The sequence below is a fragment of the Geitlerinema sp. PCC 7407 genome (assembly GCF_000317045.1).
In the GTDB taxonomy this organism is placed as follows: Bacteria; Cyanobacteriota; Cyanobacteriia; order PCC-7407; family PCC-7407; genus PCC-7407.
The window spans coordinates 2,724,201-2,747,145 of sequence record NC_019703.1 but is presented as its reverse complement, the minus strand read 5'-3'; the positions used below and the strand labels follow the sequence as shown (position 1 = coordinate 2,747,145).

Below are 22,945 nucleotides of genomic sequence, written 5' to 3'. Positions count from 1 at the left end.
TTTGATGCAAGTGGGCGATCGCCGCTTTAGGCAGAGAGAGAGGCTGCGCGAGCAGGCTTGCGGGCAATGGCATAATCGGGCAAGCAGTTAGCCTCAATGTAGGCGTGGTAGTCAGCCTGCTGGCGATCGCACGCTTCTCGGCTCCAGCCGCAGTGAGCAGCGAGTACGTCGGTGATGACTGGCAAGAGCTCCCGCCCGTAGCTGCCCTTGACTGCTAGGAGCGTCCGCCGCCGCAGAATATCCACCAGAGTTTGGGCCATCTCCGATCGGACGCTGTAGACGATCTGGGCCCGGATATCCGGCAGGTCTTCAGCGATCGGCTGGGCCAAATCTGGAGCCTCATCAACCAGGGCCAGCACGTCTTCTGCCTGCCGACCATAGACCGAAAAGAGATAGTCAATGGAAGCTAGCGAAACGCGATCGCGATAGCGCTGAATGGTTTGGCCAATCAGGGGATCTTTGGGCAAAATTGCTCCCGGCAGCGGCCGCTGCTGCGTGGGGCAGGGAGGCGCTGTCTCTCCCCGCTTTTGATAGACTGCGTCGACCATCTCTTCGCCAACGCTGCGATAGGTGGTGAGCTTGCCCCCCACCAGAGAGATCAGGTTCCTGACCCCTTCAGAGGCATGATCAACCAAAATATGTCGGCGAGTGATACTGCCGGGCTTTTTGCCCGCTTCATTGGGCAGCGGCCGCACTCCGGAGTAGGTGAATTTCACGTCTTGCCGAGTGAGCTGAGCGCTGGGAATCAGGGCGTTGGCTTCGGCGAGGAGATAGTCGACTTCATCATCGCTGGCCTTGATGCGATCGAGGTCTCCGGAGTAGGGCAGATCGGTGGTGCCAATGAGATACATGCCGAGCCAGGGCACGATAAAAATAGGGCGCTGGTCGCGGCGTGCCTCGGTGTAGAGCGCGGTCTCGGGAGCCCCCGGAAACGTCTCTACGATGATATGGCTACCCTTAGTGCCGCCCATCTTTTGGCGAGCGCCGATGGGTGCTGCCTGATGGTGCTCGGTCCCCAAGCCACACACCTGGTCGACCCAGGGGCCGCTGGTGTTGATCACCACAGTGCGATCGCCCAGCTCAAGATTAAATGTCTCTCCCGTTAATTCATCTCTCACCGTCAGCCCCTGAAGGCGATCGCCCTCTCGCGCCAGCTCCGTAACGCAGGCATAGTTGAGGATCGTCGCTCCCGCGGCTTGGGCATCCCAGAGATTCTCAAGGCACAGGCGCTCTGCTTGTGCCACCTGGGCGTCATAGTACTGCGCTCCGCCCTTGAGATCGCGATCGTCTAAAGATCGAAAAAGCTGCTGGAAGTTGCGCTGGGGAAGCATCTGGTGCCACGGCAGCGTCTTGTCATAGCTAAAGACATCGTACAAAATCATCCCGGCCCAGATCTTCCAATAGGGGCGATCGCTGTGGGTATAGATCGGGATTGTGAGTTTGAGGGCCTCGACGAGGTGAGGCGCGGTATTGAGCAGGATCTCGCGCTCTCGTAGAGACTCTCGCACCAGCGAAAACTCAAAATACTCGAGGTAGCGCAAGCCGCCGTGAACTAATCGAGTAGACCAGCTGGTGGTGCCGCTGGCAAAATCTCCTTTTTCTAACAAGAGTGTCTTTAAACCGCGGAGAGCCGCATCTCGAGCGACCCCAGCACCATTAATGCCGCCGCCAATGATGACAAGGTCATAGGGCGTATTTGATAAAGATGAAAAATCTCGCATGGTTTGATGGTGTATTTTTGCCAGCGGGAATGAAACGAATCCCTGATTCGAGGGTAATTCAGTTCACACACGCTGCCCACTTTCCCGCGAGGGGTTTTGAAGTGCCTTGAAAAGAGATCTTGAGCCAAAAGTGACCCAGAGACTGAAAGAAAAGCAGAGCTCTCTAGAAGAACCAAGAAAGAACTAGAACGTTTGCTAGACCGCTTGGTGAGAACTGGGAAAATCGATCTCTCACCTCAAGAGAGACTCTGCTCACGGAACTAATATGGGGAACCGGCAGAAGATCTTAGACCGTTGTCAGCACTTCTTCTTTTTTGGGCGTCTTGTTGTCGAGGGATTGGAACAGCTCAAAAAGGTGATCGGCCCAGCACTGGACGTCGTAGCGCGTCACCACGTCGTACATTTTTTCCATGCGGGCTTTGCGCTCCTCAGGAGACATGGCGATCGCCTGATCGATGGCTTCATCCATCCGATCAATCGAGTAGGGATTGGTCTGGATGGCGTCAGGCAGCTCCACCGCCGCGCCCACAAACTCCGACAGCACCAGCGCGCCGCCGCCCTTCTCCTGAGCCACGATGTACTCCTTGGCGACCAGGTTGAGACCGTCGCGCAGAGGCGTGGTCCAGCAGATATCGGCGGCCTTGTAGTAGGCCATGAGATCGTTGAAGGGAACCGGCTGGGTAAACAGCAGGATCGGCGTCCAGTCGAGCTTGGCAAAGCGGCCGTTGATCTTGCCGACTAGCTGCTCGATCTGGCTCTGGGCGGTCTTGTAAACGCGCATGCCGGCGGCGGGCGTCACCGAGGTCACCAGCAAAATGATCTTGCTGTGGAGATCGGGGCGGCGCTCCAGTAGACGACCGTAGGCCTCGAGGGTTTCTCGGGTGCCTTTGACATAGTCCACGCGGCCAGCGGAGATGATCAGCTTGCGATCGCCCAGCTCTTGGCGAATCTTGGCCAGCCTTTCCTCCGTCTCCGATCGCCGCAGCACCGAGAAGATCTGCTGGGGATTGGTGCCCACCGGGAACGCGTCCACATGAACCAGCTGCCCCTTATAGCGAATCTGAGTCGTCATCTCAGGCTCCGCCAGCGCCGTACCCACCGATGTGAGATGGTCGGGGACCGCTTCTTTCTTGACGATCTCAACGGGCCGGAGACTCTTCGCCACATTGACGAAATTCTCGGAGTAGCGGGGAATGTGGAAGCCGCAGATATCACAGCACAGCAGGCTGTCGATAATGGCTTCACGCCACGGCAAGATATTAAAGATATCCACCGAAGGGAAGGGCGTGTGGTGGAAGAAAGCGATCTTCGCGTTGGGCTTGAGTTCGCGAATATATTTGGGAACGAGCCACAAATTATAGTCGTGGACCCAAATCAGCGCGTCATCGGCGGCTTCTTCACAGGCGGCTTCCGCAAAGAGACGGTTGATGGTTTTGAAGTTTTCCCAGTCGGCGGTCTCGTAGGTAAAGTGCCAGGGAAAAGAGTGGAGAATCGGCCAAAAAGACTCTTTGGAGGTGATGTGATAGAAGTGCTTCACCTGGTCCGCCGTGAGCGGGATCCGGCGCACATTGTAGTTGCCGCCGTCTTCAACGACGATGCGCTCCTCGAAGGTGGCCTGCTGCTTGGAGCTGATCTGCTTCCAGGCGATCCAGGTGCCTTGCTGGACTCCAGAAAAGAAACTTTTGAGGGTGGGCACGATACCGTTGGGGCTCTTCTTCTCGCGGTAGTGAACCCGGCCATCTTCGATGACCTCATCGTAGGGTTCCCGGTGATAGAGAATGACGAGGGAAGATTTCATGCAGCAACCTCTAGTTGTTTGCCATAGACCGTGAGTCCGTCCCGGATGCCCGCAACGCCGGGATGGGGACTGTGATAAACGTTGTCCATCGTTTGAATTGCTTTGACCAGCTTGGGCTCGGAGTTGCCGACCGCAACGCTTTTGAGGCCGGTCTCAAAGAGAGAGAGATCGTTGAGGGTGTCGCCGCAGGGAATCACGCTGTCGGGATCGAGGCTGAGAGCGTCGATAAATTTCAGCAGCGTGGGGCCTTTAGCAATGCCTTTGGGCATCACGTCAAGGTACAAATCGGCGGAGAGAATGCAGTCAAACCCGGCATCGATCACCTTTTGAACGGTGCTGGGCTGCAGTTCGTCAGGCTTGTAATAGTAGGAGATGCGCCGCTCGGTGGGGACGGGCTGCAGCTCGAGGCCGGGCTCGTCGGCCAGCATGGCTTTGACGCGATCGCCTGCGTCTTGCCAGCGATCGCTCACCCAGTCTTGGACTTCGCGCAGGGGCTCGTGGGTGCGCCCATCCACAATGGTGGTGCCCACGTCGCCAATGATGTAATCAGGATGGGGAAAAAGGGGATCTTCGCAGAGGCTGCGAACGAAACCGAGATCGCGCCCGGTGACAAAGACGAGTAGTATATCGTCGCGGCAGGCCTGAATGGATTGGTAGAATTCAGCGCGCTGCTGACTGGATCCTCCTAGAAACGTGCCGTCTAGATCAGTGGCAAGAACTAGCGAGTAGTTGGAACGCATGGATAGTTGAAAAGAACTCGTCACAAACTCGATGAACTCGGGTGCTCAAAGTCTCTAAGAGATAGGGACTGCGCTGGGGCAGAGAACCGGAGCGCCTCAGCCGGTCGAGGGAACTTCATCCAGGGAGTAAAACCAGCCTCGAAGGGGTTAATGGGTTGCATTTGGCAAAGGGCCTCTCCGTAGGTTTCGAGGTCTCGTGATCTACTCAATTGGGATAGAAGACGCCAGAAATGGCTTCCCAAGCAGGCTTTGAGGCCAAAAATCAATACTGGGAAGATTAACGCTTGTTTGACTTTAACAGAGTACCATTGAATTGATAAATTTTGCCTGTATTGATTGCTACTTTTATCGGATTTTTATATCTTTCGACATATTTTTGCCTGAAAACCTGTGTTGCAAGCTTCCAGATCCCAAACTCGAGAAAAACAATTGATATTATGAAGCTTAATGAAACAGACTTTAGATTTTTAATACCCCGTGACAGTCAAAGCCTCCCACCTAAAGCTGATCGAGGAAGAGACCCAGGCACTTCTGGACTGGGCGGCGAGTGTTGAGCAGTCGGACGACACCTACTTTGGTAAAGCCCAGACTTTGGCAAGGCGACTAGGAGCCCACTATCGCGCCGACGGACTAACGGCCTTTGGATTTTGGACGCCGGAGCTGCTGGCGGAGGTTTTGCGGCCGCGAGAGATCTACCTAGAGGTGTTCACGCCCGTCGATGAGGTGGATCTGCGATCGCCCGAACAGACGGTGGTGTTTCGTCGCGATCGCCTGCGGCTGCGTCAGCAGGGAGAGTATTTCTGGGGCGTGGTGGGAGGACTGCGCGCGGGCAGGCGCGATCGCCTGGGATCGCTCTACTGGATGCGCTTCGAAGATCCCCACGGCAACTTGCAAATCATTCGAGATAGTCTGGCGGAGTCTCTCCCCTTTGGTGTTTTTGCCCCGGCGGAGGTCTATGACTGGGAGACGCTTCAGGCTGAGCGCGCGGACCTCGACTATTTCCGGCGCACCGGACGGGCGATCGCCGAAAGCCCAGAAAACTCTGAGTTGCCTCGCGTACCGGCCCCGCTGAACATCTTGCAGCTCCACGTTGGCACCGCCTCCCCCGAAGGAACCTTTGAAGGAATCACGGCGATTTTTCGGCGAATCTCAGAGAAGCTAGCGGCGGGTGAAACTCTCACCCCAGCGGAAGAAAACTATATTGGCTACGATGCGGTGCAGCTGTTGCCCGTGGAGCCCACGATTGAATATCGCGATGATAATAGTCCCGAGAGTGAGTTTTTCGCCCAGCTGCCCGTAGACGACGACTCGGACCAAGTCGAAGTGCGTCTGCGCAAACCCATCACCCAAGACTGGGGCTATGATGTCCCAATTTTGGGGTCGGCAGCGACCAATCCGGCTCTGCTGGGGAGTTTGCGCCCGGACGAGGCGATCGAATTTATTTCTACGCTTCATACCTTTTCGGCTGGGCCAATCCAGCTAATTTATGACTTGGTGTATGGCCACGCCGATAACCAAGCCGAGCAGCTGATCAATCGCCAGTTTCTCAAGGGGCCGAATATGTACGGCCAGGATCTCAACCACCAGCTGCCGACGGTGCGGGCCATTTTATTAGAAATGCAGCGCCGCAAAATTAATACCGGCGCGGATGGCATTCGGGTGGATGGGGGCCAGGATTTCCGCTTCTTTAATCCCCTCTCGGGGCGCATAGAGTATGACGATGCCTATCTCCTGGCCATGAGTGATGTGGTGCAGGAGATAGGCGGATACCAGCGGCTGATGTTCACGATCTTTGAAGACGGGCGTCCCTGGCCCCAGGAAGGCTGGGAGGAGACCTCGACCTATCGGGAGCTAACGGAGCTGCGGCCTGAGTCCTATCAGTGGGGGCCGCTGATTTTTGCCCACAATACGCCGACCCTAGAGAAGTTCTGGGATCAGAAGTGGCGGCGGGTGTGCGAGGTGATGTATCAGGGCGATCGCTGGATTACCGGCTGCGCCAACCACGACACGGTGCGGCGCGGCAACCAGGTCGATCCCCAGGGGCCGGTCAATCGGAACCTGGGTGAGACCCTGCCGGAGGTGCTGGACAATGCCTACGACAACCCGGCGGTGACCCTGTGGGTCTACGGCTTTAGTCCGGGGCTACCCATGGACTTTTTGAATGCGCTGATGCGATCGCCCTGGCTGTTTTTCCGCAATACCGATGAGCGCTACGGCGTGAAGGTGGTGTCGGAGGAGGTGGGCTTTTTGGACTGGCAGGTGACGCCCGAGCTCTACGATCACGCCGATCTCTTTCCCCGACTCAAGTCTCTGGGCTTTGAGACGCTGGGGCCGCTGCGCGAGTTTGCCAAGGCACTCCAGACCACCATGGTGGAGACGGACTGCAACCTAAACGCGGTGGTGGAGGCCTGCCAAACCTGCCTCGATAGCGACTCGGCGGCCTGCGGCGTCTCGGCCCTCAAGAGTCTGCGCCAGTCTCAGCAGGTGCCCTTTGCCGAGCAGCTCGACATTCCCAAGCTCAAGGCCTTTGCGCTGATGTTTATGGAAGACTGCTATGAGGCGTGCAATGTCTCGCGGGATGAGGCGCACCTGAGCCCGGAGCAGACGGCCTTTAACCGGTCGCTGCGCAAGTTTCGGCGATCGCGCCCCTGGCTGCGCGAAAACCTCTCGGGGGGCGATCGCTTCAACCGCATTAGCGAAGAGAAGCAGAGTCTCTTTTATGGCTGGCGGGCCAACCCGGAGCAGCCCGAGGATCAGGTGGTGATGGCGGCCCACATGGGCGGCGAGCCCCTGACGGTGACGCTGGGGGACTGGCTCCAGCTCGACTTGGGCGAGTGGAAAGTGGCGATCGCCTCTCCCGGTCTCCAAGAGAGCGGCGCGATCGACGATCTGCGTCTCTTCGAATTGAAAGACAGTCAGGCGGTTTTGCTGGTGCGAGCCTAATTTAAGGTATTTCTAAATTGCCCGCTGATTCCACCGATCCGTTTGCTTTGGGAGATATCAGCTGGAGATTGGCGGGCTTTTCTCTTTCGTTTAAATAAAAAGTTTGCTGTTTGCATCGTAGATATCATGACTCACGCTTCTGCTGCCTATATCCTGGCCCTGGATCTGGGAACGACGGGGAATCGGGCGCTGCTGTTTGATCGCGAGGGCCGTGTGGTCAGTCAGGCCTACCGCGAGATGACCCAGTATTATCCCCAGCCCGGATGGCTAGAGCATGACCCCCGAGAGATCTGGGAGCAGACTCACTGGGCCATCCAAACGGCAATCCAGAAGGCCCAAATCGCGCCAGAGGCGATCGCCGCCGTGGGCCTGACGGTGCAGCGCGAAACCTGTCTGCTGTGGGACAAAACCACGGGCCGCCCGCTCCACAACGCCATCGTCTGGCAGGACCGCCGCACCGCTTACCGCTGCAACCAGCTCCGCGCCGACGGCTACGCCGAGATGGTGCGCGATCGCACTGGCCTGGTCCTCGATGCCTACTTCTCCGCCACCAAGATCGCCTGGCTGATCGACCGGGTGCAGCCGGAGCAGCCGCCGGTGGACTGGTCAAATATCCTGGCGGGTACGGTGGACAGCTGGGTGCTGTGGAACCTGACCGGCGGCAAGGTCCACGCCACGGACCACAGCAACGCCAGCCGCACCATGCTGATGAATCTGGAGTCCCTCGCCTGGGACGAAAAGCTGCTGGAGCTGTTTGGCATTCCGGCGTCGCTGATGCCCGAGATCCGCCCCAGTTTTGGCTACTTCGGGCACACGGACAAGGCGATCGTGGGGGCGGAGATCCCGATTATGGCGATCTTGGGCGATCAGCAGGCGGCGCTGCTGGCCCACGGCTGCGATCGCCCCGGCCTGCTGAAGTGTACCTACGGCACCGGGTGTTTCTTGATTGCCCACACCGGCGAGACCCTGACCCGCTCGGATCACCAGCTTTTGTCCACGGTGGCCTGGAGCCGCGATCGCAGCGTGGGCTTCGCCCTGGAGGGCAGTATGTTCACCGCCGGGGCCTGCATCCAGTGGCTGCGGGACGGCCTCAAGCTGATCACCTCGGCCGCAGACACCCAGCCCATGGCCGAGAGCGTCAGCGACAATGGCGGCGTCTATTTTGTCCCGGCCCTGAGCGGCTTGGGGGCTCCCCACTGGGATATGAGCGCGCGGGGGGCGTTTCTGGGCCTGACGGGGGCGGCTCGGCGCGAGCACCTGGTGCGATCGGTGCTGGAGGCGATCGCCTTCCAGGTCAAGGAAGTGGTCGAGGCCATGAACCAGGACGGCGGCACCCAGATCCAGCGCCTCAAGGTCGATGGCGGAGCCTGCCAAAACGACTTCCTGATGCAGTTTCAGGCGGATGCTCTGGGCATCGAGGTGGAGCGGCCAGCGGTCCTAGACGCGACGGCCCAAGGGGCTGCCTTTGCGGCGGGGCTAGCGGCGGGCTTCTGGGACGACTACGGCGCGCTGGTGTCGGCTCGCCAAGTCGATCGGGTCTTCCGACCGGGGAAGGCGGCGGCCCAGGTGCAGGCCCAGGCGGAGATCTGGCAGCGGGCGCTGGAGCGGGCCAAGCACTGGACCGAAGACTAAGGGCTGAGAGAATAATCTTGCGAAAAACTGGCAGGACGTACGGTATCTACCCATGGCGCGATCGCGTGAAGCATAGCCGCTAGGGAAACACCGCCACGGAGGAAACGGAGCCAGTGTATAGAGCCTTGTGGAATCTCACGAAACGGTTTCTCGGCGAGGAAAACCCAGTGGCGGTTGCTTGCTTGCAGCAACTAGTGGATTCCCACATATCGCGATCGCGATATGCCGAAGCCGAGCCTCTGCTCCAAGAGCTTCTAGCTGTAAGAAAGCGTGCGCTAGGAGCGGATCATCCGGATGTAGCGACTAGTTTGAACAACTTAGGATGTCTCTATTATTATCAAGGGCGGTATGACGAAGCAGAGCCTTTGTACCAGGAGTCGCTGTCTTTGCGGAAGCGATTGCTAGGAGAGAATCATCCAGATGTCGCAACTAGTTTGAATAACCTCGCGAGTCTCTACGAGTCGCAAGGACGCTATAACGAGGCAGAGCCTTTGTACCTGGAGTCGCTGTCTTTGCGGAGGCGATTGCTGGGAGAGAAGCATCTGGATGTAGCGGCTGGTTTGAATAACCTAGCGCATCTCTACGATTCGCAAGGGCGGTATGACGAAGCAGAGCCTTTGTACCAGAAGTCTCTGTCTTTGTGGAAGCGCCTGCTGGGAGAGGAGCATCCGGATGTCGCGACTAGTTTGAACAACCTAGCGAATCTCTACTGTTCGCAAGGGCGGTATGACGAAGCAGAGCCTTTGTACCAGGAGTCGCTATCTTTGCGGAAGCGCTTGCTGGGAGAGGAGCATCCGGATGTCGCGACTAGTTTGAACGATCTAGCGAATCTCTACTGTTCGCAAGGGCGGTATGACGAAGCAGAGCCTTTGTACCAGGAGTCTCTGTCTTTGTGGAAGCGCTTGCTGGGAGAGGAGCATCCGTATGTGGCGCTTGGTTTGAACAACCTAGCGAGTCTCTACTCTTCGCAAGGGCGGTATGACGAAGCTGAACTGCTGTACCAGGAGTCCTTGTCTTTAAAGAAGCGTTTGCTAGGAAAGCAGCATCCGGATGTGGCGACTGGTTTGAATAACCTAGCGCATCTCTACTGTTCGCAAGAACGATATGACAGAGCAGAGCTGTTGTACCAAGAGTCACTGTCTTTGCGGAAGCGCCTGCTGGGAGAGGAGCATCCGGATGTGGCGCTTGGTTTGAACAACCTAGCGAGTCTCTACGATTCGCAAGGGCGGTATGACGAAGCAGAGCCTTTGTACCAGGAGTCTCTGTCTTTGTGGAAGCGCCTGCTGGGAGAGGAGCATCCGGATGTGGCGCTTGGTTTGAACAACCTAGCGGGTCTCTACCGGTCACAAGAACGATATGACAAAGCAGAGCTGTTGTACCAAGAGTCACTGTCTTTGTGGAAGCGCCTGCTGGGAAAGGAGCATCCGGATGTGGCGCTTGGTTTGAACAACCTAGCGGGTCTCTACCGGTCACAAGAACGATATGACAAAGCAGAGCTGTTGTACCAAGAGTCACTGTCTTTGCGGAAGCGATTGCTGGGCGAGGAACACCCGGATGTCGCAATTAGTTTGAACAACCTAGCGGGTCTCTACAAATCGCAAGGGCGATATGAGGAAGCCAAGCCGCTGTATGAAGAGGCTCTTAGGATAGCTCAGCGTCGGTTGGGATCTCAGCACTCAAGCACGCTCAATATTCTGGAAAGTTTGTCTGCGTTGCGGCAGCAGATGCAGGAACAAGAGCGAGACGAAGAAAGTTGATTCACTATCCGGTGCACCGTTGAGCAGCGTGCCGCCTGACTGCCCGCCATGTCGCAAAACTTTCAAAAATCAAGAAATCCTGACTTCTTAGCCTATTTCCGGACGTTTTGGGGCCGAAAAATGCGTCTTTTGCATCAAGGACATGCAGTGGGAGCGATCGCCCCTGAGATTTGTAATGGGCAATACTAATTGACCTAGTATTTTTGCTTAGCGTCTCTCTCAAAGCCTGATTGCCCAGGCCCTTGCCAAAGCCTTTACTCGGTGTGGAGAGAGAACGCTCATGATGAAATTGCTGGCTCATGGACTCAAGATCAGTCCGGTCCTGTGGGGGGCGATCGCCCTTGGTAGCGCCGCTGTGCCGGGGGCGATCGCAGCGGAGCCCCTGCCCGAGGCGACCGTCTCTCCGGCCCTCACCCAGGTCACCTCTGTCTCGCAGCTCTCGGACGTCCAGCCTACGGACTGGGCCTTTCAGGCACTGCAGTCCCTCGTCGAGCGCTACGGCTGTATCGCAGGCTACCCCGACGGTACCTATCGCGGCAACCGGGCCATGACCCGCTACGAGTTCGCCGCCGGCCTCAACGCCTGCCTCGATCGCGTGAATGAACTCATCGCCGCCGGAACTGCCGACCTCGCTACCCAGGAGGATCTGGCCGCCCTGCAACGCCTGCAAGAAGAATTCGCCGCTGAGCTGGCCACCCTGCGCGGCCGCGTGGACTCCCTGGAGGCTCGCACTGCTGAACTCGAGGCTAACCAGTTCTCCACCACCACCAAGCTGAACGGAGAAGCCGCTTTCACCTTGGCCGATGCCTTCGGGGATGACGTGGATGCCGAGACCGTCTTTCATGACAGAGTGCGGCTCCAGCTCACCAGCACCTTCAATGGCAAAGATCGCCTCTACACCCGTCTCTATGCTGGAAACCTCGGCACCTCCTTTGCGCCGACCCTGGGTACCAACGAAGGCCGCTATGCCTTCGACGGCGCAGTTGACAATGACGTCTTGATTGACCGTCTGCACTACGTGTTTCCAGTGGGCGATCGCCTCCAGGTGACCGCCATGGCCAGCCTCGCAGGCCACCACTTCTACGCCGACACCTTCAACCCCGGCCTCGAAGCGGGCGGCGGCGCCACCGGTGCCCTCTCGCGCTTTGGAGAACGCAACCCCATCTATCGCTTTGGTCTCGGCGGTCAGGGCATCGGTCTGCGCTACAAGGTCAGCAACTCCATCGAAGCGTCGGCGGGCTACATGGCGCGCGGCGGTGATAACCCCAGCGAAAAGGCGGGCCTCTTTGACGGCAACTACTCGGCCCTCGCTCAGCTCGTCTTCAAGCCCAGCGACAGCTTCAAGGTTGGCCTCACCTACATCCACTCCTACGACGGCACCGCCCGCCGCTTCTCCTTTGGCGGCACCGGCACCAACCTGGGCAACCTCGCCCCCGCAGCCCTCGGCGGCCTCAACACCCCCGTTTCCAGCAACGCCTACGGCGCTCAGGCCTACTTCCGGGTCAGCCCCAAGTTTGATGTGCGCGGCTGGGTCGGCCTGACCAAGGCCCAGCTGATCAACCGGGGAGACGCCGACCTGCTCACCTATGCGGTGGCCCTGGGCTTCCCCGACCTGGGCAAAGAAGGCAACCTCGGCGCGATCATCGTGGGAGCTGAGCCCTATCTCACCGACCTCAATGTTCCTGGAGATCCCAACTTCAGCGAGGATATCCCCTTCCACATCGAGGCGCTGTACAAGTATCAGCTCAATGACAATGTCTCCATCACGCCGGGGGTCATCTGGCTCACCGCGCCTAACCAAAACGAAGATAACAGTGACGTGGTGATCGGTACCTTGCGCACCACCTTCACGTTCTAGCGTTCCCTTCCCTTACGGAGAGACCTCACACAAAGTTTCCTTACAACCGTTTCGACAGCCATCAAATCCCTCGAAGAGATCTCTTCGAGGGATTTTCTTTGAGAAATGGGGCGATCGCCCTAAGCCCAGTTAGAGAATGTCTACCTAGGGTTTCTCGCTGGAAGATTGCATCTCCTCCCAAGCGGCGATCGCCGAGGGATCTCCCTGCTCAGCCAGCGCTTTCAGGGCATCCTTCGCGGCGCTGTAAATATATTTCCCTGATTTAGTTCGGCTCTGGGCGTGGAAATTCATCTGCTCGATAAAAAGGGCGATCGCCTCCGGACTGCCAGCGCCTACTTGACTAAGTCTGCGCAAAAAAGCAGCGCCTGAGGCCCATTCCTTGGCATCTGCCCAGTGATACCAGCCTCTGTAGGCGTTGATCAATGTCGCCACGTCAGTTTGCTCAGCGGCCCAGTGTATTCTGCGGTGCTCGCCTTCTGGATCGGTAATCTCAGCCATGAACGACTCTCCTGAGGGGGCGGAAGGATAAACTCAGCGGGATATCTCAACAGGTATCTTTGCTTGAGTCGGTCAAAGATAGGCGAACAAGTTCGCCATCGTCCACCGCTATCCCTTAACCGCGCCGGAGGTGAGACCCTGAACGATCTTGCGCTGGAAGATCAGCACCAGAATAATCAACGGAAAGGTTCCCAGAGACGTCGCGGCGGCCAGGGGACCGTAGGGAATGCTGAATAGCGTCGCGCCGCTGAGCTGGGCCGCTGCAACGGGGATCGTTTTGAGAGACTCTCGCGTCACGAAGGTCAGCGCGAAAATATACTCATTCCAGGCAAAGATAAAGGCCAAAATGCCTGTGGTGACCAGCGCGGGGAGGGTCATGGGCAGCACGATTTTCAGCAGCATGCCCAGGGTGCTGTAGCCGTCCACTTTGGCTGCATCTTCGAGATCTTTGGGCAACTGAAGAAAGAAGCTGCGCAGGGTGAGAATGGTCAAGGGCAGGTTAATGGCGGTGTAGGGCACGATCAGCACCAGATAGTTGTTGCCGATGCCCAAGGCCTGCACCACTTGCAGCAGACCCAAGAACAGCAAAATATAAGGGAACAAAACGACAATTAAAATAATTCCCAAAATGATGCGCTCTCCCGGGATCCGCATACGCGCCAGAGCGTAGGCAGCGGGAGCACCCAGTCCCAAAGCAAGCACCGTAGAGACAATGGCGACAAAAGCGCTGTTGAAGATATAGCGCAGGAAAGGCCGCCGCTCAAACAGCAAAATATAGTGCTCGAGGGTATAGCGACTGGGAATATAGACATTGGGGACAGCAGAGATATCCGCGTTGACCTTGATCGACGTCAGCACCTGCCACAGGATGGGGGCAAGGCTGATCACCACGGTCAAAAACACGCCAAGGGCGATCGCGATATTGCGAATGCGCTGGCGCTTTTCGTAGGGATTCTCGGTTTGAGTAGGGGTGGGTTGATGAGTCGTTGTCATGATTTTTTCTGCGCTACTCTACACCAGTGACGTTGCGGGCTCGGGACAGAAGATAGTTGGCCAGCAGCACCACGCCTAGCAAGATCAAGAAGGTAACGACCACCAGCGCGGCCCCATAGCCAAAGTCGAGATAGCGCATCACGGTGGAGTAGATATACAGCGAAACCATCTCTGTCGAACCCGCTGGACCTCCCCCGGTCATCACCTGCACGAGGTCGAAGATGCCAAAGGCCTGGGCAAAGCGAAACAGCGTAGCGATCAGAATCTGGGGCAGCAGCAGCGGCAGGGTAATCTGCCGGAAACTCTGCCACGTGGACGCGCCGTCAATGGAGTGGGCTTCGTAGAGATCTTCGGGGATCGACTGGAGACCCGCTAGGAGCAAAATGCTCACAAAGGATGTGGTTTTCCAAACGTCGGCGGCGATCACTGCCATCATGGCCGTGGTGGGCTGGCCGAGCCAGTTAATGCCTTGGTCGATGATCCCGAGGCGAAGCAAAATATCATTCCAAACTCCATACTGATCATTGAAGATCCAGCGCCAGGTGAGGGCGATCAGGGCGGTGGGCAAGGCCCAGGGAATGATGGCGATCGTCCGCACGATGCCCCGCCCGCGAAAGGCTTGGTTGAGCATCAGCGCGACTCCCATTCCTAGCACCAACTCCAGGACCAGCGATGAAAGGGTAAAAACAGTGGTGTTGAGGATGGTTTGCCAAAAGCGTCCATCCCCGATCATTCGAATATAGTTGCCGATGCCGTTAAACTCTGGCTGAAGCTCGGTTCCAAGGTTCTGGGTGAGAAAGCTGAGCCAAAAGGCTCGCCCAATGGGAAAGGCATAGACGAGCAGCAAGATGAGCAGGGCGGGTATCACCAAGAACCAGCCGGTCATCTTCTCCCGCGATCGAATTGTGCTGTTGGGCTGTACCATGCGCCTGACAAAAGTGAGGTTATCAAAAAGTAGATATGACCAGTAGAGAAGTGAGAAGCGCCCCAAAAAGGCGATCGCCCAGACCCCTTAGCTCAAGAGTCGGCGCGTCTCGGCGGCTGCCGCCCGCATGGCCTGCTCAGGCGTCTGGATGCCAGTGAGCGCAGAGCTGAGATAGCGCTGAAGAATGTCTGAAGCTTGGTCATACTGACCAATCGGGGGGCGCAAAACAGACTGCTCGACAACATCGATTAGCTCGTCGTAATAGCTATATTTCGCCAAGATATCCGCATCTCGAAAGAGAGATTTGCGGCTGGGAACATAGCCGTTCTCTAGCACAAACTGTTTTTGCGACTCTGCTCGGCTGAAAAACTCGACGACTTTCCAAGCTTCGTCGGGGTGGCGACTGGACTTGGCAATGCCAAAGCCCCAGCCTCCCTTGCAGGCCCCGCTGTTCTCGCCCGGAGCGTGGACCATGGCTTTGAGGGCGACTTTGCCCGCAATGGGTGAGTCTTCTCGGTTGACTTCTGGCCAGACGTAGGGCCAGTTTCGTAGGAAGACCGTCGAGCCATTTTGGAAAAGACGGAGGGTCTCTTCTTCTTGGTAGGTGGTGACGCCGGGGGGAGAAATGCCTTCGCGAATGGTGCTGAGCAGAAACTCGACAGAGGCGATCGCCGCAGGCTGATCGAGGCCTATTTCTCGAGTATCCGGATCAATCCAGAACCCGCCATATCCTTCTAGGATCTCGACATAGTCAGCAACCAATCCCTCGTACTGATTGCCCTGCCAGACAAATCCCCAGGTTGCCTCTCCAGCGTTTTGGAGCGCTTTGGAGATACGCATCAAATCATCAAAGGTCTCTGGCGGCTCAAAGCCCGCCTCTTCTAAGAGATCGCGCCGATAGTAGAGCATCCCAGCATCGGTCCGAAACGGGATGCGGTAGAGCTCGCCATCGTAGCGTCCCCCCTCGAGATCGGCTTCCAGATAGTCATTGAGATCTTCGTCTGTGACGCGGTCGGAGAGGGGCAAAAGCCATCCCGCAGCGGCATACTTGGGCACCCAGACAATATCCATATAAACCAGGTCATAGGGAGAATCTCCTAAGAGAAATGACGAGGTATAGAGATCGGAAATGGCGTCCGTTGCGTTGGGTCCTTCGATGATGCTGATGCGAATATTGGGGTTTTCAGCCTCAAAGTCCTCAATCAGAGAACTCCACTGAGAGGCCTCCAGGGTTTGGAGCAGCACCGTCACGGTGACGGGCTGCTGGGCCAAAACCCAACTGGCGAATGTAATGCTGAGTCCTACCAAAAAGGCAGCGATCGCCAATCGAGGCGATCGCGATCGCCGAAAGGATGTTGCAAAGGAGACAAGCCGTTGCTTAATCCGCGTGAAGACAGTCACGATGGTGTATTAAGTTTGAAATTCTCTAACAAAGTAATACCGCGTTTCGGGACATTGGCGATCGCAATCATAAAAAGCTGAGAATAAAATCAATAGAAATTAAAGTAGATTAATATTTCATTCTCGAAATCTTAGAAGGCTAACATTTATGTCCATAAAAGCATCTGCAAAAAGATGGATGTTTTATGTGTCTTCCTTCCAAAGAGTGATTTTTGAATCAATGCTTTTGTGGTGTTGTTATGCTGGCTCAAAGTCTTGCTTGATATGAATTTCAAGGTTCCATCGCCTTTCTGCTTTTAGCTCAGAAGCCTTCGATGGCTGACTTTTTAATGAACTGATTCACGAAGGTTGGTAGTAGAAACGGTTGAGTGCTGAGTAAACATGAATTTCTGAAAAATGATTTTGAGAAAATATCAAGTTCGAGATGTTAAATATTGTCTAATTTAAATCTTATTGATAAGGTCTAGAATCCTGGAACTCGATAGAGAATGCCTTGAGTGACTAGCATCTCGAATTGTGACAAGATTGCTCTTGCAGTAATTTGATCACGCACTAAAACTCCTGCCTCAATGTTGCGTTGATGGGCTGCTTCTGTGAAATTTGCAGATGTAATAAAGGCTTTCTCTTCATCAATGATGATGCACTTTGCATGTAGACAGGCGTTTGTCTGGGTCGATAATTCTAGCGATCGGGGATCATAGAAAATTTCTGGTAGTTGACACCCTGACCAAACATGCTGACGAAAATTATGAGAGAACTCTTCTAGCAGGATAGAGGCAGGTTTTGCGTTTCTATAATTTTGCTTGATGTTTAGAAATAGGCGGACGCTTAGGTTGGGATTTAAGTCCATCTGTCTCACCAGGGGATGAAACAGCTTGCGCCCTTTGTTGCCTTGATCAATTGCAAAACTGGAAACTAAGACGCTGTGTTGTGCGCTGCTGAAAAGCTCTTGCACAACTACCGCTGTATCGCGGCTCTCGCTCCCAGAAAGTTCAGGGCCTGTCCAGACTAGATCGATTTGGTCTTGTTTTTGGTGGGTGATCGCGCGCTCCTGTGCCAGTAGTTCTAGCATATAGGCCATATGCACTGGGCTCATGCCCTCCTGCTGTAGCTGATTGAGCTCAGACGCGATCGCCCCTGTCAGTTGCTCTGGTACATAGCTTGCCAGAGCGAATGGATAAATTGGGAAGCTGAACCGCTCGGTTTCCAGGGCGGAAGCCAGACCAACCAGAGCAGGACGGCTCAATTTCATCAACGGAGACATCATGAGACAATATCTGGGAAAAATTCTGTTCCCAGTCCTGCTACGGTGTTCACGACTAATGCGCGATCCAGCATTTCATTCCGGCGTTCGCAGGAAGTCTCGGCAATGAGTAAGCACCCGTGACAGGCCGCTCCGTGCAGTAAACGATCCTCCTGTGCGTCATCCGGTTGGTGCTGGGCGCATACGGGGTCATTGGAGCATAGCCGACCGTACTCTAAGGCTCTGCCGAGGTGTTCTTCAATCCGCCTACCGACCTCAACCAAGCCACCTAGAGTCCCTTCTGAGCCTGAAGTGCCCGTGTGGAGCAGAATACCGTAGCCAATATCATCAAAGGCATAAATCCGCTCGCGGATGGCGCTGGAGGCATAGCCGCAATCGAGAGACACGGCTGTGATGAGTAAGTGAGAAAGAGAGTGCAGCATGATGTATGGTGTGCCGGGAAACTTTGTCCTGTCGCGGGGAATGCCCCTCGTGTCGAGCCATTTGTAAAATCCCTGCTCAAGCTTCTTTTCCCGGGCTTTAACCTCCGGGCGTTCCAACCATTTGCGGATTGCGTCTCTCGAGATGCTGATGAAAACACCTTCACCCAAGTTTTCGATCGCAGGCACCCACTTGGGTTCGAAGTCTAGCTTGGCCCTACGAACATTGATCGCTAAGTCATCAATCTCACCCTCAATATTCGGCATGGCAGCCTCAAAGCGGGTAAAGCCAATCAACGCCGTAACTTCCCGTAAACGATGCACCAGCACGACCCGATCGATGGCCGATCGCCATTTCGCATCTAGCGTATCCAAACGACGAGCATATCCCTGAAAATCCTGATCTGCCGTTGGAACTTCTTTGCCCATTTCGTCAGGGCAGGCGAGTAGTGCCTCCAGTTCTACTTGCTTAATACTTTTGTCTGGAATCGTTAACCCACTTTTACGCCGCTTCACTTCTGTCCAGACAACCTCTGCTCCAAAGTTGGCCAGTTCAGCAAACTTCGGCTTCTTGAATTCTTTTTGAATATCTGCCAAGTCTTCAGCAAACTGTAAATCTTCCTCATAGAAGCAATCGACTGCCTTCTTCAGCTCAGCCGCCTGGTCGGGCATGGAAATGACGCTAAGGGTTTGGCTGAAGTAGGTATTGCTGGCAGAGCGCACGAGCAAACGATTGTATTCAGGTTGCTCTGTAGTGTCACCATTGCTATTGATTTTGTGTGTAGTGCAAGACTCTTGACCACGGGGACCTAACCAAGGGCGAAGTCCCTGACACTTACCCAGTACTTTGGAATCTTTTAGTTTGGCGTTGGAAAGAGGACGCCGCTTGCCACATTCACAGCGAACGAAAATTTCTTCGAAGTCGTTGCCGGAGCCGCCCTCATCTAACCAAAGTGGTTTGCAGCAGCGGGTATTGAAATCATTGTGAGCAAAGGCGTACCAATCGATATCGCTGAGATGACCATTGGTACAAGCCTGGACGAAGCGGACAGGGACTGCTTGAGTTTTTCTGCCTTCATGCTTGAACCCGCTTCTGACTGCGCTCCACCTCACTAGCGGTCGAGTTCGGTAAACTTTGCCATCCTTGTGTTGATAGGTTCTGTCTACTTGTCCCAGAAACCAAGTGGGGAAGACAAAGGCATCAATGCCACTGAGGGCAGCTCGGGGATCGCTAGATTGTTGAGGTGGTGTGCAGAGTTGGATTGTCTGAGGATCGATGTCCAGGCTTTTGGCGACTTTGTAGCGGAGCCGATCCTCCCAAATAGTTTGGCGATCGCCTTTCCAGTAGGTCAATCCCGCAATGACGACAGAGTGGGTCGGTAAATCGACCATTGAGCCAGGACCGAAGGTGGTTAGCACTTGGCTCTGCCGCAATTCGCCACTGGGTTTAGGCTGGCTTTTCTTATTGCTCATCGGTTTTCGTCCTCCATATCCAGTCCATAGGGCTCGCGTACCCAAAGATTGACGGTTGCTTCGACATCGCGCAAGCTACGGTAAGCCTTGAACTTTTGACGTTCGCGGGGCTCTTTGTCAGCATCTGGGCTGAGTGCGTCTAGTAGTAGCGGAGGAGCGAGATCGGCTTCCTTCTGGTATTGCAGCTGCTTATCTCGATTCGCAATTTGTCTCCAGGTGTCGATTAGATCTAGTACCTGTGCTCTGACCTGCTGCCGTAGCTTGCTCGTTGCGGCAGCATCTAGGTCCGGGCTGTAACTCTCAGCGCGACAGGCGATCGCCTCCACGACTGCCTTGATTCCATCTTCCTGACTATTGATGTTTGCGGCTCCCAGCGCCGGGGTCATTGCTGGAATACTCAAGCGAGTGAGCCCAACAACAATCCCTGCTAACCCCCGGTCTAAGGCACGAGGCGAAAAGGGAGTGACACTGGTGGCCTCGACTGCTCTGTAGAAGCTGTTGTGCCAGCTTTGGAAGCGTTCGTAGTGAGAGCGATCGCGAGGTCGATGAACATTGAGCAGGGTAACGACTAATCCAGGACGCTTGGGATCTCGACCCACCCGACTGGTGGCCTGAATATATTCTGCGGCTGTTTTGGGTTGTCCCAGAACAACCATTAAGCCTAACCGCACAATATCCAGACCAACGGAAATCATGTTGGTGGCCAGCGCCACATCGACTCGCTCTTTTTCGTGAAATGGCAGGGCTAATCGACGCTTGGTATTGGCAACTTTGTTGGTGCTGACCCGCGAGGTGAGTTCTTCAGGCTCGTCGTCAATTTTCCGATTGAGAAATGGTCCCACGAGCTCACCGGGCCGTAGGCGATCGCCGTAGTTCGCCAGTTGAGCGACGACCTCGTCTTCAACAATTCGACGGCTTCCTCCCAGTTCGCGTAAGGAGTTGAAGTATCCCATCAGGGTCATATAGGGGTCAGCCGGGTTCTCCTTGTTCCGTTTGCCGCCCTGTTCTTCGTATTGCTTGTAGGCGGCTGACATGAGCGCCAGATAGGTTCTGAGCAAAACAACTTTGAGGCTGCGTCCCTGGGCAGCAACGCCCAGGTAGAGCCGTCCGGGAACTGTAAAGTCTGTTTTGGCAAAGAAGGAATCGTGGCGATCGGGGCTAGGTGGCGGAAAGATATCGACATGACCCCGACCGAAGAGGGCTTGAATCTGATGTTTGGCTCGCCGCACTGTGGCGGTTGAGGCAATGATTTTAGGGCGAATGGGTTTACCGGAGTCGGCGCTGGTATGGGAGCAGAGCGTGTCGATCGCCGTTTCGTATAGGCCGACCATCGTACCAAGGGGACCCGAGATCAGGTGCAATTCATCCTGGATCACTAAATCAGGAGGGGGGAGGTAGTTGTCTAATGGTTTACCAGCGATCGTCGGATCAGCGGCGCTATAAAAGCCTTCACCATTCTGGTAATGGGTGACACGACCAAACAACGCCCCGGTTTGTCCCACCCAAGGCAGTGCAGCAAATTTATCGACCGTGGCGATCATGAAGCAGGGTAAGCGCCGATAAATCGGCTCATCGACTGCGAGAATGGGTAGGGGGTTGCGGCTGCGAAAGTCACAGTCTCGATTGACGCACACAACCGTGAGATTTTTCGGCGTATCCTCGGTCGGTTGCAGCTGAAAGGAGTTGGCCGAAAACTTCTCGCCACACCAAGGGCAGCGCTCTAGGGGAATAGGCGAGGGTTCGTTTTTGCTATCTTGCTTGAAGGTAAGGGTCCGCTCACGGGCAGAGTACTTGTCTTTTTCCCCGCGTTTGCCCAGTCTGTTGGGGGTTGCGGCCCGTCCCACCCAAAGCCCAATCTCAAAAGGCCACTGACCCAGCTTTGTCGGGTCTTTTTGTCGCTCTAGCTCTAGGGCACAAATCAGACGAGAGGCTCGCTCTAACTGGTCAAGGGTGAGCAATCGCAGGGTGTAGCGCATGAGGACGCTCACGCCGGCAGAGCGAATGCCTGGATGCTTGAGGCGACGCAGCACTAGGGTAAAGGCGGCTAGCCCGAGATAGGCTTCTGTTTTACCACCCCCTGTGGGGAAAAACAGCAGATCAACGATGCTTCGATCCAGACACTCGGGCTGGGCAATACTCACTAGATTGAGCAGGATAAAAGCAAGCTGGAACGGTCGCCATGCAGGAGGCTGGAAACTTTCTGGTGGTTGGCTTTGTTCTTGGCTGAGTTGGCGACGACGCGCGATCGCCACGACTCGATTGGCAGTCCGAAAGGCTTCTAGCACCTGCGGGTCAGCCAGCAAATGAATGCCTGCTTCAATGCGATCGCAGGCACGGCGAGCATCGTTCAGCAGGGCTTGGGCAACGTTGTTGGCCTGGGGGGGCTCAATGGGGGTGTTGTACTGAGCGGCGATCCAGGTGCGGTATTCTGCCACCATGGGGCTGAGCATTTGCTGGATCACCTCTGCATTTTTGGCCGTGGCTAATGCCTCCATGTCCAGTTGGACCATGGGCAAGGGGGCGGCTTCGACCCTGGGCACCTCAGCGATCGGAATCCAGGTAGTACAGACCTCGGTGCACATGGCCCCCACATCTCCAACCCGTCTCTCACTCGGGGAAATGGGAGACGGACGATTTCCCTCTCCCAACACGGGAGAGGGGCGAGGGATGAGGGCAGCATGGGCGATGACGGAGACGTTGTGCCCCACGGCAAACTCGTACTCGTGGCGATATTGGAGGTTAGCGATCGCCTCATCGGGGTCTCTGCTATCTAGGCCCCGTGGGTCTGCGCGGGGCACAAATCCCTCTGAGCACTGCACCATGAGGCAAGTTTGAAAGACAAAGGACGTATCTTTCTCGCTAGAGGCCATCTGACGGTTATTGACAAGAAAGATAGAAACGGAAAGGGTTCCTGCCTCAAAGCGATGATCCGTCACGGGGCGACAGTTGACGACGAGGGCAAGGCCACTCCCTGCGGAAAGATCGGTTGTAAACGAATCCTTCGACGCTCGGATCGCGATGCTGCGGGAGACCGATTGAGGAATCCGCCGCCATTCTCGCGATTTGGGCTGCTGAGTGCCGTCTGGCTCCTCTGTTTCGAGAGGGGGTCTGTCTTTCTCAATGGGTTTGTAATCGGCCCAGTGAACTGTCGCTAGCAGCTCTGTGGTCCGGGGGGAAATGAGAAAGCTCATTCCCATAGAGGAGGGAAATGGTGCTTTGCGCGCGGGAGTTGGCTCGGGCAGTTGACTATCTTCGCTGGTGGCTTTCTCTCCTAGCTCTTGTGGTTCGATGTCTCCTTCGTCGTCTGAGCGATCGTCGAGTTTTGCGCCAAAGGGAGCCAGGAAGCCGGTGAGATATCGCCTAGAGGGAGCCTGAAGGAGTACTTCTTCAGCGTGCTCTGTGTTGTCAGGTTTAGGCCCCACTAGGTCGATTTGGAGAGCATCGACTAGGGCAGAGCGAATTTCAGCAGAAGTTGTCATGGGAATGCGTTACATTTTGAGCAAAAACGTTGAATACATTGCAC

At 55.8% G+C, this 22,945-nt stretch carries 14 protein-coding genes; 4 read left to right on the top strand and 10 right to left on the bottom strand.

Annotation, left to right across the window (positions count from 1 at the left end; translation table 11 throughout):
• Positions 1-26: 26 nt before the first annotated feature.
• The 3 genes from glpD to GEI7407_RS11125 all read right to left on the bottom strand — a co-directional run bounded on the left by glpD (position 27) and on the right by GEI7407_RS11125 (position 4,259).
• On the bottom strand, positions 27-1,721 hold the full coding sequence (glpD, locus tag GEI7407_RS11135; RefSeq protein ID WP_015172270.1) for a glycerol-3-phosphate dehydrogenase: 1,695 nt from the start codon (positions 1,719-1,721) through the stop codon (positions 27-29).
• A gap of 286 nt (positions 1,722-2,007) precedes the next feature.
• Positions 2,008-3,519 carry a glucosylglycerol-phosphate synthase gene (gene ggpS, locus GEI7407_RS11130; protein ID WP_015172269.1) on the bottom strand — a complete coding sequence of 504 codons (1,512 nt, stop codon included), beginning with the start codon at positions 3,517-3,519 and terminating at the stop codon, positions 2,008-2,010.
• On the bottom strand, positions 3,516-4,259 hold the full coding sequence (locus GEI7407_RS11125) for an HAD family hydrolase (protein ID WP_015172268.1): 744 nt from the start codon (positions 4,257-4,259) through the stop codon (positions 3,516-3,518). Before GEI7407_RS11125 ends, ggpS begins: the two co-directional genes overlap by 4 nt.
• Before the next feature lie 477 nt (positions 4,260-4,736).
• Between GEI7407_RS11125 and gghA the strand changes: the two genes are divergently transcribed.
• The 4 genes from gghA (at position 4,737) to GEI7407_RS11105 (ending at position 12,449) form a co-directional block, all read left to right on the top strand.
• A complete protein-coding gene (gene gghA, locus GEI7407_RS11120; protein WP_015172267.1) occupies positions 4,737-7,202 on the top strand; it encodes a glucosylglycerol hydrolase in 2,466 nt (821 codons plus the stop codon).
• Between the two features lie 126 nt (positions 7,203-7,328).
• Entirely contained in the window at positions 7,329-8,834 is a 1,506-nt protein-coding gene (gene glpK / locus GEI7407_RS11115; protein ID WP_015172266.1) for a glycerol kinase GlpK, read from the top strand.
• 113 nt (positions 8,835-8,947) lie between these two features.
• The gene (locus tag GEI7407_RS11110) at positions 8,948-10,591 is read left to right on the top strand and encodes a tetratricopeptide repeat protein (RefSeq protein ID WP_015172265.1); all 1,644 of its coding nucleotides are present in this window, start codon (positions 8,948-8,950) and stop codon (positions 10,589-10,591) included.
• A 280-nt stretch (positions 10,592-10,871) separates the two neighbouring features.
• Positions 10,872-12,449, top strand: a complete 1,578-nt coding sequence (locus GEI7407_RS11105; protein WP_015172264.1) for an iron uptake porin — start codon at positions 10,872-10,874, stop codon at positions 12,447-12,449.
• A 144-nt stretch (positions 12,450-12,593) separates the two neighbouring features.
• Here GEI7407_RS11105 and GEI7407_RS11100 read toward each other — a convergent pair whose 3' ends face one another.
• The 7 genes from GEI7407_RS11100 to drmA all read right to left on the bottom strand — a co-directional run bounded on the left by GEI7407_RS11100 (position 12,594) and on the right by drmA (position 22,901).
• Complete coding sequence (locus GEI7407_RS11100; RefSeq protein ID WP_015172263.1) at positions 12,594-12,947, bottom strand: hypothetical protein; 354 nt, start codon at positions 12,945-12,947, stop codon at positions 12,594-12,596.
• A 108-nt stretch (positions 12,948-13,055) separates the two neighbouring features.
• Entirely contained in the window at positions 13,056-13,940 is an 885-nt protein-coding gene (locus GEI7407_RS11095; protein ID WP_015172262.1) for a carbohydrate ABC transporter permease, read from the bottom strand.
• Positions 13,941-13,953: 13 nt separating this feature from the next.
• Positions 13,954-14,865, bottom strand: coding sequence for a carbohydrate ABC transporter permease (locus GEI7407_RS11090; protein WP_015172261.1), 912 nt, complete (start codon positions 14,863-14,865; stop codon positions 13,954-13,956).
• Positions 14,866-14,952: 87 nt separating this feature from the next.
• Complete coding sequence (locus GEI7407_RS11085; protein ID WP_015172260.1) at positions 14,953-16,266, bottom strand: ABC transporter substrate-binding protein; 1,314 nt, start codon at positions 16,264-16,266, stop codon at positions 14,953-14,955.
• 463 nt (positions 16,267-16,729) lie between these two features.
• Positions 16,730-17,533, bottom strand: coding sequence for a DISARM system phospholipase D-like protein DrmC (gene drmC, locus GEI7407_RS11080; RefSeq protein ID WP_015172259.1), 804 nt, complete (start codon positions 17,531-17,533; stop codon positions 16,730-16,732).
• The gene (gene drmB / locus GEI7407_RS11075) at positions 17,530-19,422 is read right to left on the bottom strand and encodes a DUF1998 domain-containing protein (protein WP_015172258.1); all 1,893 of its coding nucleotides are present in this window, start codon (positions 19,420-19,422) and stop codon (positions 17,530-17,532) included. The genes drmC and drmB overlap by 4 nt, the downstream gene beginning before the upstream one ends.
• Complete coding sequence (gene drmA / locus GEI7407_RS11070; protein WP_015172257.1) at positions 19,419-22,901, bottom strand: DISARM system helicase DrmA; 3,483 nt, start codon at positions 22,899-22,901, stop codon at positions 19,419-19,421. Before drmA ends, drmB begins: the two co-directional genes overlap by 4 nt.
• Positions 22,902-22,945: the final 44 nt, after the last annotated feature.

Excerpts from the sequence above, each read along its gene's own strand:
- glpD (WP_015172270.1), bottom strand. The coding sequence starts at position 1,721 with ATGCGAGATTTTTCATCTTTATCAAATACGCCCTATGACCTTGTCATC.
- ggpS (WP_015172269.1), bottom strand. The coding sequence starts at position 3,519 with ATGAAATCTTCCCTCGTCATTCTCTATCACCGGGAACCCTACGATGAG.
- GEI7407_RS11125 (WP_015172268.1), bottom strand. The coding sequence starts at position 4,259 with ATGCGTTCCAACTACTCGCTAGTTCTTGCCACTGATCTAGACGGCACG.
- glpK (WP_015172266.1), top strand. The coding sequence starts at position 7,329 with ATGACTCACGCTTCTGCTGCCTATATCCTGGCCCTGGATCTGGGAACG.
- GEI7407_RS11105 (WP_015172264.1), top strand. The coding sequence starts at position 10,872 with ATGATGAAATTGCTGGCTCATGGACTCAAGATCAGTCCGGTCCTGTGG.
- GEI7407_RS11100 (WP_015172263.1), bottom strand. The coding sequence starts at position 12,947 with ATGGCTGAGATTACCGATCCAGAAGGCGAGCACCGCAGAATACACTGG.
- GEI7407_RS11095 (WP_015172262.1), bottom strand. The coding sequence starts at position 13,940 with ATGACAACGACTCATCAACCCACCCCTACTCAAACCGAGAATCCCTAC.
- GEI7407_RS11090 (WP_015172261.1), bottom strand. The coding sequence starts at position 14,865 with ATGGTACAGCCCAACAGCACAATTCGATCGCGGGAGAAGATGACCGGC.
- drmC (WP_015172259.1), bottom strand. The coding sequence starts at position 17,533 with ATGATGTCTCCGTTGATGAAATTGAGCCGTCCTGCTCTGGTTGGTCTG.
- drmB (WP_015172258.1), bottom strand. The coding sequence starts at position 19,422 with ATGAGCAATAAGAAAAGCCAGCCTAAACCCAGTGGCGAATTGCGGCAG.
- drmA (WP_015172257.1), bottom strand. The coding sequence starts at position 22,901 with ATGACAACTTCTGCTGAAATTCGCTCTGCCCTAGTCGATGCTCTCCAA.